The organism is Nonomuraea sp. NPDC004702 (assembly GCF_053601695.1).
Genome location: NZ_JBSGCE010000128.1, coordinates 1 through 14,012, shown reverse-complemented (window position 1 = coordinate 14,012; position 14,012 = coordinate 1). Strand labels below are relative to the sequence as shown.

Genomic DNA, 14,012 nt, shown 5'->3' with positions numbered 1-14,012 from the left:
CACGTCTTCGCCGATGCCCGCCGCCGCGCACCGCGCGCGATCATCGGTCCAGGACTTGGGCAGATACAGTTCGGCGTCGATCAGCGCCCGCCCCAGCGGGGAGGCGTAGGCCAGGAACACGCCCAGCTGGCAGTTCTCCACCCGGCCCGCGGTGCCGGAGTACTGGCGCTGAACGCCGGCCGACTTGTCGCCCTTCTTCAGGAACCCGGTCTCATCCACGATGAGCACGCCATCGCGGTGGCCGAGATGGTCCATCACGTATCCGCGCAGGTCGGCTCGCACCTCGCGGGGATTCCAGCGGGCGCTGTTCAACAGGCGCTGCATGCGATCCGGGGCCGTATCCCCGGCCGCCTCGGCCAGCTGCCAGCTGTTCTTCCGCTCGATCGGCGCCAGCAATCCCATCACATAAGCTCGCGCCTGCCTACGCGGTTCCACTCGCCCGAACCGGCCCGCTACTCGCCCGAACAGCGCGTCCAGTCCTGACACCCACGATCGGAGATCATCAGCGGTTAACTCATCGAGCATGCCTCCAGACTACATCACAAAGCCTTGCTGTAGTACTAGGGTGGGTGCATGCGCGTAGTGGTGATCGGGGCGAGTGGGCACATCGGCACCTATCTGGTCCCGCGCCTGGTGGACGCGGGCCACGACGTGGTCGCGGTGAGCCGGGGCAAGCGGGAGCCGTACACGCCGCATGGCGCGTGGGAGCGGGTCGCCACCGTGGTCGCCGACCGGGAGGCCGAGGAGGCCGCGGGCACGTTCGGGCGGCGGATCGCCGAGCTGGAGGCCGACGTGGTCATCGACCTCATCTGCTTCACCGAGGCGAGCGCCCGCCATCTGGCCGGGGCGCTGGCCGGCCGGGTCCGGCAGTTCCTGCACTGCGGCACGATCTGGGTGCACGGCCCGAGCACCCGCGTCCCGACGACAGAAGACCGCCCGAAGCGCCCCATCGGCGAGTACGGCCGGCAGAAGGCCGCGATCGAGGCGTACCTGCTCGACCTGGCCGCGCGGGAGGGGTTCCCGGCCACGGTCGTCCATCCCGGGCACATCACCGGCCCGGGCTGGATCCCGGTCAATCCGGCCGGCAACCTCGACCCGGCCGTGTTCCAGGCGCTGGCCGACGGTGCGGAGGTGCGGCTGCCCAACCTGGGCATGGAGACCGTGCAGCACGTCCATGCCGACGACGTCGCCCGGCTGTTCGTGGACGCCATGAACAACCCGGCCGCCGCCAGGGGCGAGAGCTTCCACTCGGTCGCCGTGACCGCGCTGACGCTGCGCGGCTACGCCGAGGCGGTGGCGGGCTGGTCCGGCCGGGAGGCGCGGCTGTCGTACCTGCCGTGGGAGCAGTGGCGGGAGACCGTGCCGGAGCACCACGCCCGCGTCACCTACGACCACATCGCGCACAGCCCCCACTGCAGCATGGAGAAGGCCGGACGGCTGCTCGGCCACCGCCCCCGGCACACCTCGCTGGAGGCGGTCGCGGAGGCGGTCGACTGGCTGGTCCGGGCGGGCACCCTCACCCGCTGACCCCCACCTGACCAGCGAGCGCACCAGGGCCACGCACTAGAGTCACCCGCCATGACACCTTGGGAGATGGCCGCGGTCTTCGCGGCGGGCGTCGGAGCGGGAGGCATCAACGCCGTCGTCGGTTCCGGGTCGCTGATCACGTTCCCGACGCTGCTGGCCGTCGGCCTGCCGCCGGTCACCGCCAACGTCTCGAACAACATCGGCCTGGTGCCCGGCGGCGTGACCGGCGTCCTCGGCTACCGCGCCGAGCTCAAGGGTCAGCGCGGCCGCCTGCTCCGGCTGGCCTCGGCCTCCGCGCTGGGCTCGCTGATCGGCGGGCTGCTGCTGCTCAACCTGCCGGAGCGCACGTTCACGGCGGTCGTGACGGTGCTGATCGGGTTGTCCTGCGTGCTGGTGCTGGCCCAGCCCAGGATCAGCCGGCTGCTGGCCAGCCGTCCGCGGCAGGCGCACGGCGGACCCTGGTTGTGGCTGGGCGTGCTGGCCGCCGGGGCGTACGGCGGCTACTTCGGCGCGGCGCAGGGCGTGCTGCTCATCGGGCTGCTCGGCATCTTCCTCGACGAGGAGCTGCAGCGCGTCAACGCCGCCAAGAACGTGTTGTCGCTCGTGGTCAACGCCACGGCCGCCGTCCTGTACACGCTGGTGGCCGACGTCGACTGGTGGGCCGTGCTGCTGGTCGCGCTGGGCTCGACGGTCGGCGGGTTCCTGGGGGCGCGGGTGGGACGCAGGCTGCCCGCGCCGGTGTTGCGCGGTGCGGTCGTCTGCATCGGGGTGGTGGCGATCGTCAAGCTGCTGACCGCCTAGGCGGTCACCGGCTCGTCCCAGTCGAGGTGGTGGCGCTGCTCGGGGCCGAGGGCGCGTTCGGGGGCGAGGAACGTCCGGGTGGCCAGCGGCATCATCAGCCGCATCATCGTGACGGCGAAGGGCCCGAGGGTCTTGCTGCTGTTCGTCCGGGAGGCGCGGGCGGCGACCCGCTCGACGCGGTCGCGGCGCAGCCGTACGTAGGCGTCGAACGCGGCGGGCACGGCGGGCAGGTCGCGCAGGCAGCGGGCGAGCTGGACGGCGCTCTCGGCGGCCAGCGACGCCCCCTGCCCCGAGCTGGGCGAGGGCGCGTGCACCGAGTCGCCCACCAGCACCATCCTGCCGCGGTGCCAGTGCGGGACGCTCGGCATGATCTCCACCGTGCCGAGCGCCACCAGGTTCTCGGGGGACGTGTGCCGCACCAGCTCCTCCCCCGGCTCCTCGCCCGCGAAGAGCTCGCCCAGGCGGCGCAGCCACTCCCCGGCCGGCACCCGGCGCGCCTGCGCGGAGGTCGTCGGCTCGGCGTGCGGCACGTTGCAGAACCAGGCCGTGCGCCCGTCGGGCTGCACCCAGTAGCCGAGGAACGCCCGCCGCCCGAACACGAAGCAGGACGCCTGCTCCCCGGCCGGCACGGCGACGTCGGCCAGGCCGCCGAAGTTCAGCAGGGGCACATGGCGCGGCCCCGGCGCGGCCGGGTCGATCAGGGACCGGACCACGGAACGGATGCCGTCGGCCCCGACCAGGATGTCGGCGCTCGCGCTGCCGCCGTCGGCGAAGCGCGCGGTGACGCCGCCGGGGTGCTCCTCGACGCCGACCAGGCGGCGGCCGTACTCCGTGCGGATGCCGGCGGCCAGGGCCCGGTCGCGGACCGCGCCGTAGAGCTGCGAGCGCCACATCGCCTGGCTGGGCGGCAGGTCGGGCAGGCCGGCCAGCTCGCCCATGCGCCTGCCCGCGCCGTCGCGGACAATCGTGTGCGCCACCGGCTGGCCGACCGCCCGGACGGCCTCCTCCGCGCCGACGGCCCGCAGCGCCGCGAGCCCGTTCGGGGCGATCGTGAGCGTGCCGCCGACGCCCTCCGCTCCCCGGTCGTACGCCTCGTACAGGGTCGCCTCGATCCCCGCGCGGCGCAGCGCCATCGCGGTGACGGGGCCGGCGATGCCCCCGCCGATCACCAATGCCGTGCTCACTGCTGTCATTGCCGACTCCCGAACATCTCGTGCCAGGTCCTGGCGTAGTCAGGTGCGCTGAGGGACTCGATGAGGCGGGCGACGAAGGCCAGCTCGGCGTCGAGCACCGCGAGGCGGTAGTCGTCCTCCACGAGGAACACCCAGGCCACGCCGCCCGCGCGGGCGGCATCGGCGGTCCGGGCCAGCTCGGCCCGCTGGGCGGTCATCGCCGCCGCGCGCCGCTCCAGCAGCCCGACGGCCTCGGCCGGGTCGAGCACGCTGATCAGCGACAACGCGACGCCGAAGTGCGGATAGTCCTCCTGCGGCGTCGAGACCAGCTCGCGCAGCCAGTCGTAGAGCTCCGCGCGGCCCTCGCCGGTGAGCTCGTAGAGCGTGCGCTCGGGCCGCTCGGTGTCGCGGACGGTCTCCCGCTCGACGATGAACCCCGCCTTGGCGAGCTGCTTGACGACCATGTAGAGCGAGCCGCGGTTGTACTTGAAGCTCTTGTCCTTGTCGGTCTCCTGCAGACGACGGCCCAGCTCGTACGGATGCATGGGCTCGACCAGCAGGAACGCCAGCACCGCCAGCGCGAGCGGGTTGGCCACCTTGCGGCGCTTCTCCATCGGAGTCCCCTTTAGTTGATATCAACTATCCATCGTCGGCTAGTTGATGTCAACTATAGAGGAGTCAGCCCGCCATCCCCACGAGGAACGCCGCCGGGACCAGCGCGAGCGTGAGCGCGATCGCCCACCAGCGGGGCGCGGGGCCCGTCCGGAGCACCGCGACGCCCATGGGCGCCAGCGCGACGACGAGCCCGGCCAGCGCGGCCAGCGCGATCGGGTCGCTGCTGCCCTTGAGCACGCCGAGCGGCAGCCCGGCCGCCAGCGCCAGGGCGACGCACCTGACCACGCCGGCCGGCCCGGCCCCGAGGGCCCCGGCACGGAAGGCGCCCACGGCCAGCACGACCCAGCCGCCCATGATGCAGACGTTGACCGCCTTGAACACGTGGAAGGCCCCGTACGTGCCCGCGACCACCCGCTCGGCCGCCTCCGGGCCGAGCGCGTCCACCAGCTGGAACGCCAGATGGCTCACCCCGGCGTGGAACACCCTGCCGAACAGCCCCAGCACCGCCAGCGTCACCCCCCACCTGGCCAGAGCCGGATGGGTGACGGCGATCACCCTGCCGAGCGCGGTCACCGCCGGCCACAGCAGCACGGCGCCCGCGGCGTACAGGCTGTAGGACAGGGCCATGCGGCCCGGGTCGGCGGCGTAGGCGGCGAGCTGGCCGGGGAAGAAGTCGTCGGCGCCGAGGCGGACGAGGACTCCGGCGAGCAGCAGCGCCGGTCCGAGCACCAGCCCGGCGCCCTCCACCCAGCGCCCGGGGATCGTCATGCGCGTGATCGTCATGCCCGCCATTCAAGTGACGGACGCGTCCGGGCACATTGGCGCGGCCGCGAGGACCCGTACTCCACCTGGCACTACCAGGGCATGAAAGTTTCAGGCGTTCCCGCAGGTCAGATGGGTTGACGGGCGTCCTCGCATTGACGTGCCCGAACGCGGCGGCCGAGCATGACGCCGCGTTCCCCCTCGCGGAAAGGGCACCCCATGCAGACCTCGAAGGCGGCACTGAGCGCCCTGGCCACGGTGGTGGCCGGAGCGGCTGTCGCCGTCGCGCTGACCACCACCCCGGCGGGCGCGGCGACCGGAACAGGGACCGGCTACCTGCACACCAGCGGCAACAAGATCCTCGACAGCACCGGGGCGACCGTCCGGCTGACCGGGATCAACTGGTTCGGCATGGAGACCGACAACAAGACCTTCCACGGTCTGTGGTCGAGCAACCCCTGGAAGAGCCAGATCGACAAGATGGCCTCGCTGGGCTACAACACGCTGCGGGTGCCGTACTCCAACGACGCGCTCAAGCCCGGGGCCACCGCCACCGGGATCAACGACTACGTCAACCCCGACCTGGTCGGCCTGTCCCCCATGCAGATCCTCGACAAGGTCGTGGACTACGCGGGCGTCAAGGGCATGCGGATCATCCTCGACCGCCACCGCCCGACCGCGGCCGGCCAGTCCCCGCTCTGGTACGTCAGCGCCACCCCCGAGAGCACCTGGATCAATGACTGGAAGACCCTGGCCCAACACTACGCGAACAACCCCACGGTCATCGGCGCCGACCTGCACAACGAGCCGCACGCCGAGGGCACCAACCCCAACGCGACCGGCGCCTGCTGGGGCTGCGGCGACCAGGCCCGCGACTGGCGCCTGGCGGCCGAACGGGCGGGCAACGCCGTCTTGGGCGTGAACCCCAACTGGTTGATCTTCGTCGAGGGCGTGAGCTGCCCGAGCGGCGGCCTGTCGAACGTCTGGGACAACGACCCCGGCAATGACGAGGACTGCGGCTGGTGGGGCGGCAACCTGTCGAAGGCCGGCCAGTACCCGGTACGGCTCAACGTCGCGAACCGCCTGGTCTACTCACCGCACGAGTACGCCACCTCGGTCTACCACCAGACCTGGTTCGACGCCCCCGACTACCCCGCCAACATGCCCGCCATCTGGGACAAGTACTGGGGCTACCTGTACAGGCAGAACATCGCGCCGATCATGATGGGCGAGTTCGGCACCACGCTGGCCTCGAACGTCGACAAGGTCTGGCTCCAGGAGCTCATGAAGTACACCGGCACCGGGGTGAACGGCATGTCGTTCACGTACTGGTCGTGGAACCCGAACTCGGGCGACACCGGCGGCATCGCCAATGACGACTGGACCACGATCAACCAGGCCAAGCAGGACATCCTGCAGCCGTACCTGATCCCGCCGGCCGGGGGCGGGGGCGACCCCACGACGTCGCCGACGGCGAACCCGCCGGGGCAGTGCACGGTCGGCTACAAGCAGACCAACGCCTGGCAGGGCGGCTTTCAGGGCGAGGTGACGGTGAAGAACACCGGGACGTCCCCGATCAACGCCTGGACCGCGACCTGGACGCTGCCCTCGGGCGTCACCCTGAACAACGCCTGGAACGCGGTGGTGACGGTCTCGGGCACCACGTGGACCGCCAAGGGGCCCGACTGGGCGCGGAACCTGGCGCCGGGGGCGTCGGTGGCGATCGGCTTCACCGCCAACGGCACGGCCGCCACCCCCGCGAACACCACCTGCTCCTGATCCGCCACCCCCGCGAACCCCCTGTTCCGGACCCCGCCACCCCCGCGAACACCACCTGCCCCTGACGCCGCCACCCGTTCCCTGCTCCCACTCCCGCCCGCGTTCCCCCATCGGGACGCGGGCGGTCAGCTGAACGGGCGGGACATCTCGTCGAGCATCTCGGCCATGACCTCCCGCAACGAGCGCGACTGACGCTCCTCGACCCACAGGTGCGACCCGAGCCGCAACGCCGTGAGGAACCCCGCCGCCATCACCTGCGGACGCACCGGGCTCTCCCGCCCGGAGATCGCCTGGGCCAGGTCGCGCTCCAGCCCCGCGTGGTTGGCGAGCTGCCGGGCCAGCAGCGACGGGTGCCGCTTGGCCAGACGGGCGCGCACGGCCCACTCCCGCGCCGGCTCGCCCACCTCCTCGAACACGTCGTCGATCGCCCCGCAGAGCGCCTGCCAGGCGGTCCGGCCGGCCGGCTGGGCGCCCACCTTCTCGACCAGGTCGCGGATGCGCTGCTCCTCGCCGTAGAGGACGGCGTCCTCCTTGCCGGCGAAGTAGTTGGAGAACGTTCGGCGCGAGATGTTCGCGGCGTCGGCGATGGTCTCGACCGTGACGGCGTCGAGGCCGTGCTCCCCGACCAGCCGCATGGCCGCCTCGTGCACGGCCTGCCGCGTCTCGGCCTTCTTGCGTTCGCGCAGCCCGCCGGTGCTGTCCATGATGCGCCAAGCCTACCGTCCGGGAATATATGCTCAGCGGGCAAACTTTCCCATTGGGCATTGTTTTACGTAGGAGGAGGCCGCGCATGAGCGCACCGACCGTCCCGGCCGCGCCGCCGGGTCAGATGAGCCATCGGCAGATCATGGAGGCCCTGAGCGGGCTGCTGCTCGTCCTGTTCGTGGCGATGATCAGCGGCACGATCGTGTCGGTCGCGCTGCCGCAGATCATCGGCGCGCTGAACGGCACGCAGTCGCAGTACACCTGGGTGATCACCGCCTCGTTGCTGGCGTCCACGGCCTCCACCCCGATCTGGGGCAAGCTGGCCGACCTGTTCAGCAAGAAGCTGCTGTTGCAGATCTCTATCGTGATCTTCATGGTCAGCTCGGTGGCCTGCGGCTTCGCCCAGGACACCGCCCAGCTCATCGCCTTCCGCGCCCTCCAGGGCCTCGGCATGGGCGCGCTGCAGGTCCTGGTCCAGGTGATCATCGCGGCGATGATCAGCCCCAAGGACCGAGGCAAGTACAACGGCTACCTCGGCGGCGTCATGGCCGTCGCGACCGTGGCCGGGCCGCTGCTCGGCGGCCTGATCGCGGACACCTCCTGGCTCGGCTGGCGCTGGTGCTTCTTCGTGGCGGCGCCGTTCACCGTGGTCGCCTTCTTCCTGCTGCAGAAGACCCTGCGGGTGACCCACGTGCGCCGCGAGGGCGTCAAGGTGGACTACGTCGGCGCCACGCTGATCGCGGTCGGCGTGAGCGTGCTGCTCATCTGGGTGACCTTCGTCGGCAACTCCTTCGACTGGCTGTCCTGGCAGACCGCCGCGATGGTGCTCGGCGGCGTCGCCGTCCTGGCGGTCGCGACCTGGGTGGAGACCGTGGTCAAGGAGCCGGTCGTGCCGCTGCACGTCATCCGCCGCCGTACCCCGGCGCTGGCCATCCTGGCGAGCCTCGCGGTGGGCATGGCGATGTTCGGCGGCTCGGTCTTCCTCGGCCAGTACTTCCAGATCGGCCGCGGCTACAGCCCGACCGAGGCGGGGCTGCTGACGATCCCGATGATGCTCGGCGTGCTGCTGTCCTCGGCGATCTCCGGGCGCATGGTGTCGAGGAGCGGGAACGTCAAGCCGTACATCGTCACCGGGGCGGTCGTGCTGACCGTCGGGTTCCTGGTGCTGTCCACGATGGACCACCAGACCTCGCTCGTGCTCATCGCCGGCGCGATGGTGCTGGTCGGCGCGGGCGTCGGCATGTCGATGCAGAACCTCGTCCTCGCGATCCAGAACACCGTGCCGCTGCGCGAGCTGGGCGCGGCCAGCGGGGCCGTGACGTTCTTCCGCTCGCTGGGCGGCACGGTGGGCGTGTCGGTGCTCGGCGCGGTGCTGGCCAACCAGGTCGCGACCGGCATCGCCGAAGGGCTGGCCAAGGTGGGCATCGACCCGGCCAAGGCGGCCGCGGGCGGCAGGAGCACGCTCAACATCGCGGCGCTGCCGGAGCCGTTCAAGGGCATCGTCAGGGCCGCGTACGGCGACGCCACCGGGCACATCTTCCTGATCTCGGCGGGCATCGCCGTGATCGGCGTGATCGCCACCCTGTTCCTCAAGCCGGCCAAGCTCCGCGACAGCGTGGACCTGGCCGAACCCGCCCCGGCGGGGGACGGCAGGACCCCCGTCGCCTCCTGAGGCGCCGCCCGCGCGGGACGGGGCGGCCGAGGGCGCCGGGATCACCGGCGCCACCAAGGGCACGGCATTTGACCGGAAAACAGAGGGTTGACCCGCGCTGACCCGTGATGGATAACAGTATTCCGACAGGGGGAGTAAACCTGCACTGTTACGGAGACCCCGATGACAAGCCTGGCTTCTCCTGGGTTGATCGGGCGTGACGCCCAGTTACGCTCACTCGTCGACGCCATCACCGGCCCTCCGGCCGTCATCCTCGTGCAGGGCGAGGCGGGCATCGGGAAGACCCGGCTGGTCAGGGCCGCGCTCGACCTGTTGCCCGACGGCGAACGCACCGTCCTGATCGGCCATTGCCACCAGATCCGCGAGCCGTTCCCGTACGGCCCGGTGTTCGACGCGCTGCGGCACGTCGGGTGCGCGCTGCCGGAGACGGGCACGCTCAACCCGGTCACCGGCGCCCTGCGCGGCTACCTGCCGGAGCTGGCCGGGCACCTGCCGCCGGTGCCGTCGCCGCCCCCGCTGGACGACCCGCGCGCCGAGCGCCACCGCCTGTTCCGCGCGGTGCACGCGCTGCTGGCCGCCGCGGCCCCGGCGGTGCTGGTGATCGAGGACCTGCACTGGGCCGACGACGGCACCCGTGACCTGCTGCGCTTCCTCACCGACCAGCCGCCGGCGGGGCTCGCGCTGGTGGTGACGTTCCGCCGGGAGGGGCTGCCGGTGCCGGGGCTGCCGTTCGGGCGGGCGTACCGGCGTCCGCCGGGGGTGCGCAGCGAGGTGATCTCGCTGACGCCGCTGGACGTCGAGGGGGTGCGCCGCCTGACCGGGGCGCTGCTCGGCCGTTCGACGCTGACCTCCGACTTCGTCACGAAACTGCGCGACCGCACGGCGGGGGTGCCGTTCGTGATCGAGGAGGTGGTGCGCTCCTTGCTCGACGACGAGGGCCAGTTACTCGGCGGCGAGGAGGAGCCGGAGGTCCTGGAGCGCATGGCGGTGCCGCTGCTGCTGCGCGAGGCGATGACCGAGCAGCTCACCGGGCTCTCGCCGGCCGCGCTGCACGCCGTGCACGCCGCCGCCGTGCTCGGGCTGCCCGCCGACGAGCACCTCATCGCCGCCGTCTCCGGCCACCCCCTCGGCGACGGGCTCAGCCAGGCGCTGAAGGCCGGCGTGCTGCTCGAACAGCACGACGGCCAGTACGGCTTCCGCCACGCCCTCGCCCAGCAGGCCGTCTACGACGCGATCCCCGGCCCCGACCGGCGGCTCACCCACCAGCGGGCGGTGACCGCGCTGTCCGCCCTCGAACCGCCGCCGCTCGTCCAGCTCGCCTACCACGCCAGGCGCGCGGGCGACTTCGAGTCCTGGCAGCGGCACGGCCCGGCGGCGGCCGACCACGCCGCCGCCATCGGCGACATCCCGCTCGCCGTCGAGGTGCTGGCCGGCATGCTGGCCGACCCGAAGCTGCCGCACGACGCGCGCGGCCCGCTCGCGCTGCGGCTCAGCCGGGTGGCCGCGATCGGGCTGTCCTACCGGCGCGTGGTTCGCCCGCTGCGCCACCTGCTGGCCGAGGACTTCCTGTCCCGGCACGTACGCGGCGAGGCCCGGCTCAACCTGGGCGTGCTGCTGTCCAACCAGGCGGGCGTGGTCGCCGCCGGCCGACAGGAGATCCTGCTCGCCCTGCCCGACCTGCACGACCGGCCGAGCCTGGCCGCGCGCGGGCTGGCGCTGCTGGCGATGCCCGCCTGGGGCGACGAGCCGCTGGCCGTCCACGAGGAGTGGATGAACCGGGCGGAGAAGCTGCTGGCCACGGTCGAGGACCAGGATCCGGAGCTGACCGCCGCCGTGCACGCCAACAAGATCAGCCTGGCCATGATGCTGGGCTCGCCGGACGCCTTCGACCTGGCCGCGGCCCTGCCCGCGAACGACCCGTCGGCGGCGGTGCGCAGGCAGGTGGCGCGCGGCTACGCCAACCTGTTCGACGCGGCCATCGCGCTCGGCCACTACGCGGCGGCCGAGCGCTTCGCCGACCAGAGCAGGCGCATCTCCGAGGAGACGGGCGCGCAGTACCCGGTGTTCCTGGTGGAGATGTCCTCGATCCGGCTCGCCCTGCTCACCGGGCGCTGGGAGGGCCTGCGGGAACGGGCGGTCGCGGCGGTCGAGATGACGGCCGAGGCGCCGCTGCTGGCCGTGGACGCCCGGCTCGTGCTGGGCATGCTGGCCCTGGCCAGGGGCGAGTGGGAGGAGGCCGCCGAGCACCTGGTGGCGGCGGGGGTCAACGACGTGGAGTCGGGGTTCCTGCCGGTCGCCGCCGTGGCCTCGGGCGGCCTGATCGAGCTGCACCTGACCCGCGACTGCCCGCACGAGGCGCTGGCCGAGGCCGAGCGGGCGGTGGCCAGGCTGCGGCGCAAGGGCATGTGGGTGTGGGGCGACCAGCTCGTGCCCCCGGCCGTGACGGCGCTGCTGAGGGCCGGACGGGCGGAGCAGGCCGAGGACTTGGTGGCCGAGTTCGCGGCGGGCATCGAGGGCCGCGACGCGCCCTCCGCGCACGCCGGCCTCGACGCGGCGGCCGGCGCGCTGGCCCTGGACCGGGGCGCGTACGAGGAGGCGGCCAGGTGCTTCGCCAGGGCGCGGGCCGCGTACGAGGCGATGCCGAGGCCCTACACCGTGGCCAGGACGGCCGAGTCCGAGGCGGCGGCCCGGCTGGCGACCGGCGACCGGGCACGGGCCGCCGACCTGATCGCGGACGCCTGCGAGCGGTACGCCGGCCTGGGCGCGACCCACGACGCCGCCCGCTGCCGCCACCTGCTGCGCGAGATCGGGCCGGGCAGCGCGCCGCGCCGGGGCAGGAAGGGCCGCAGCGGGGTGTTGTCGCCGCGGGAGGCCGAGGTGGCCAGGTTGGTCGCGCTGGGCCGGACGAACAGGGAGATCGCCGAGGTGCTGTTCCTGTCCCGGCGGACGGTGGACACGCACGTCGCGCGGGTGCTGCAGAAGCTCGGCGTGCGCACCCGCAACGACGTGAAGGAGCCCCGGCCGGATGACCGGCCGGGGCTCCTCAACCCTGATTCCGACGGTTAGACCGTGATGCTCCAGGAGTCCAGGAAGCCGGTGTCACCGGCGTAGACGTCCTCGATGTCGAGCGTCCAGGTGCCGGCGGCCTGCTGGCTGACCGGGATCGAGAAGGTCCTGGTGCCGTACTGCGTGCAGGTGGTGCCGCCGTAGGCGTCGACCACGTACCAGGTGCCGCTCGGGCCGCGGAGCCAGATGTCGAGGTCCTCGGCGCAGGTGTGGCTGATCGTGATGGACACCTTGACCGGGGAGGCCGCGGTGCCCGTCGCGGTGGACGTGATCGAGCTCTGGGTGTTGGAGTAGTCCCTGATCTGGTAGTCGGTGTCGTTGGTGAACGTCCGGCCACCCGAGGTGCCCTGGACGGTCAGCGCGTACGACGTGGTGTGCGTCGCCGTCTCGCCGGTGCCGGTCACGGTGATCGTGTAGCTGCCCGCCGGGGTGGTGGGCGAGGTCGCGATCGACAGGCTGGACGAGCCGCCCGACGTGATGCTGGCCGGGTTGAACGAGGCCGTGGCGCCGGTCGGCAGGCCGCTCGCGGACAGGTTCACCGTCTGGGCGGTCCCGTTCGTGGTGGTCGAGCCGATCGTCGTCGTGGCGGTGGAGCCGGCCTGCACCGTGCCCGAGCCGGGGTTGGCGGAGAGCGAGAAGTCACGCGGCTGGGTGGTGCCGCCGACCGCCTGCTTCCAGACCGCGTACGCCGCGGCGTCCGCCGCCCGGTCGAGGACGGTGTCGTTGATGTTGGAGGTGGTGTCGCAGGAGGAGTGGTAGCAGGAGTCGTAGGCCCGGTTGGCCGTGCCGCCCCACTTGGTCGCCTGCGCCGACGTCTTGGTGGCGCTCGCGCCCGCCGCCACGCCCGAGCTGGCGATGCCGGCGTTGCGGAAGGAGGCGTCGTCGGACCGGTTGGCGCCCTCGGTGTTCTCCTCAGGCTGCAGGTTCAGCTTGTCGTAGAACTCCTTCAGGTAGGACGCGCCGGTGGTGGTGATGTTGTTGATGAAGTAGCCGCCGTTGGGCGAGCCGACCATGTCGTAGTTGTAGTAGACCTTGATCTTCGACCGGTCGGCCGAGCTGAGCGAGGCGACGTAGGCCTCGGAGCCGTTCAGGCCCTGCTCCTCGTCGGTCCACCAGCCGAACCGCACGTGCTTGGTGAGCGTGGGGTTCTGCTGGGCCAGGGTCAGCGCGACCTCCAGGAGGGTGGCCGAGCCGGAGCCGTTGTCGTTGATGCCCGGTCCCGCGGACACGCTGTCCAGGTGGGCGCCGGACATGATGACCTGGTTGGCGTCACCGCCGGGCCAGTCGGCGATCAGGTTGGGGCCGGCGCCGCTGGTGCAGTAGGAGACGCTGCAGGTCTGGCGGGTCACGGTGTACCCGGCCGCCTGGAGCTTCTGCTCGACGTAGGAGACCGACTGCAGGTAGCCCTGGCCGGTGGACCTGCGGTTGCCGCCGTTCGCGGTGGCGATGCTCTGGAACTGCGCCAGGTGCGTCTTAACGTTGGCGACGCTGACGTCAGGCGGGTCCTGGCCGCCGGGGCCGCCGGTGCCGACCGTGAGGGTGTAGGTCGCGGTGTGCGTGGTCGAGCCGGTGCCCGTGACCGTCACCTGGTAGGTGCCCTGGGCTGTGGAGGCGCCGACCGACAGGGTCAGCGTGGAGGAGTTGCCCGAGGTCACCGAGGCCGGGTTGAAGCTGGCGGTGGTGCCGCTGGGCAGCCCGGAGGCGGTCAGGTTGACGGTCTGGGCGCTGCCCGAGGTCGTCTGGGTGTTGACCGTGGCCGTGGCGGTGGCGCCGGGCTGGGCGCTGCCCGAGGACGGGTTGAGCGACAGCGAGAAGTCCGGGCCGGCGGTGCCGCAGGCGGGCTCGCCGGAGGCGGCGGCGACGCTGACGGCGCTCCAGGCGGCCTTGGTGCTGTTGCACTCGGCGCTGTTGGC

The 14,012-nt window shown here is 72.2% G+C and carries 11 protein-coding genes; 5 read left to right on the top strand and 6 right to left on the bottom strand.

What is annotated here, in order from left to right; translation table 11 throughout:
• A partial coding sequence (locus tag ACWEJ6_RS52500) for an IS701 family transposase (RefSeq protein WP_452433165.1) occupies positions 1 to 525 on the bottom strand: 525 nt, incomplete at its 3' end.
• A gap of 48 nt (positions 526 to 573) precedes the next feature.
• Here ACWEJ6_RS52500 and ACWEJ6_RS52495 point away from each other — a divergent pair.
• Entirely contained in the window at positions 574 to 1,527 is a 954-nt protein-coding gene (locus ACWEJ6_RS52495) for an NAD-dependent epimerase/dehydratase family protein (RefSeq protein ID WP_452433164.1), read from the top strand.
• A gap of 51 nt (positions 1,528 to 1,578) precedes the next feature.
• Positions 1,579 to 2,328: a sulfite exporter TauE/SafE family protein gene (locus ACWEJ6_RS52490; protein ID WP_352360786.1), complete on the top strand. Its 750-nt coding sequence runs from the start codon at positions 1,579 to 1,581 to the stop codon at positions 2,326 to 2,328.
• On the opposite strand, the gene ACWEJ6_RS52485 is transcribed toward ACWEJ6_RS52490, so the two are convergent.
• The 3 genes from ACWEJ6_RS52485 to ACWEJ6_RS52475 all read right to left on the bottom strand — a co-directional run bounded on the left by ACWEJ6_RS52485 (position 2,325) and on the right by ACWEJ6_RS52475 (position 4,898).
• Positions 2,325 to 3,521, bottom strand: a complete 1,197-nt coding sequence (locus tag ACWEJ6_RS52485) for an FAD-dependent monooxygenase (protein WP_452433162.1) — start codon at positions 3,519 to 3,521, stop codon at positions 2,325 to 2,327. The genes ACWEJ6_RS52490 and ACWEJ6_RS52485 overlap by 4 nt on opposite strands.
• Positions 3,518 to 4,114, bottom strand: coding sequence for a PadR family transcriptional regulator (locus ACWEJ6_RS52480; protein ID WP_357983781.1), 597 nt, complete (start codon positions 4,112 to 4,114; stop codon positions 3,518 to 3,520). Before ACWEJ6_RS52480 ends, ACWEJ6_RS52485 begins: the two co-directional genes overlap by 4 nt.
• A gap of 64 nt (positions 4,115 to 4,178) precedes the next feature.
• A complete protein-coding gene (locus ACWEJ6_RS52475; RefSeq protein WP_452433160.1) occupies positions 4,179 to 4,898 on the bottom strand; it encodes a hypothetical protein in 720 nt (239 codons plus the stop codon).
• A 198-nt stretch (positions 4,899 to 5,096) separates the two neighbouring features.
• Between ACWEJ6_RS52475 and ACWEJ6_RS52470 the strand changes: the two genes are divergently transcribed.
• Positions 5,097 to 6,656, top strand: a complete 1,560-nt coding sequence (locus tag ACWEJ6_RS52470) for a cellulase family glycosylhydrolase (protein WP_452433158.1) — start codon at positions 5,097 to 5,099, stop codon at positions 6,654 to 6,656.
• Between the two features lie 125 nt (positions 6,657 to 6,781).
• Here ACWEJ6_RS52470 and ACWEJ6_RS52465 read toward each other — a convergent pair whose 3' ends face one another.
• Positions 6,782 to 7,360, bottom strand: a complete 579-nt coding sequence (locus ACWEJ6_RS52465) for a TetR/AcrR family transcriptional regulator (protein WP_452433156.1) — start codon at positions 7,358 to 7,360, stop codon at positions 6,782 to 6,784.
• Positions 7,361 to 7,503: 143 nt separating this feature from the next.
• Between ACWEJ6_RS52465 and ACWEJ6_RS52460 the strand changes: the two genes are divergently transcribed.
• Both ACWEJ6_RS52460 and ACWEJ6_RS52455 read left to right on the top strand, forming a co-directional pair.
• Positions 7,504 to 9,033 carry an MDR family MFS transporter gene (locus ACWEJ6_RS52460; RefSeq protein ID WP_452433166.1) on the top strand — a complete coding sequence of 510 codons (1,530 nt, stop codon included), beginning with the start codon at positions 7,504 to 7,506 and terminating at the stop codon, positions 9,031 to 9,033.
• 162 nt (positions 9,034 to 9,195) lie between these two features.
• Positions 9,196 to 12,099, top strand: coding sequence for an ATP-binding protein (locus ACWEJ6_RS52455; protein WP_452433154.1), 2,904 nt, complete (start codon positions 9,196 to 9,198; stop codon positions 12,097 to 12,099).
• Here ACWEJ6_RS52455 and ACWEJ6_RS52450 read toward each other — a convergent pair.
• A partial coding sequence (locus ACWEJ6_RS52450; protein WP_452433152.1) for a M28 family peptidase occupies positions 12,096 to 14,012 on the bottom strand: 1,917 nt, incomplete at its 5' end. The genes ACWEJ6_RS52455 and ACWEJ6_RS52450 overlap by 4 nt on opposite strands.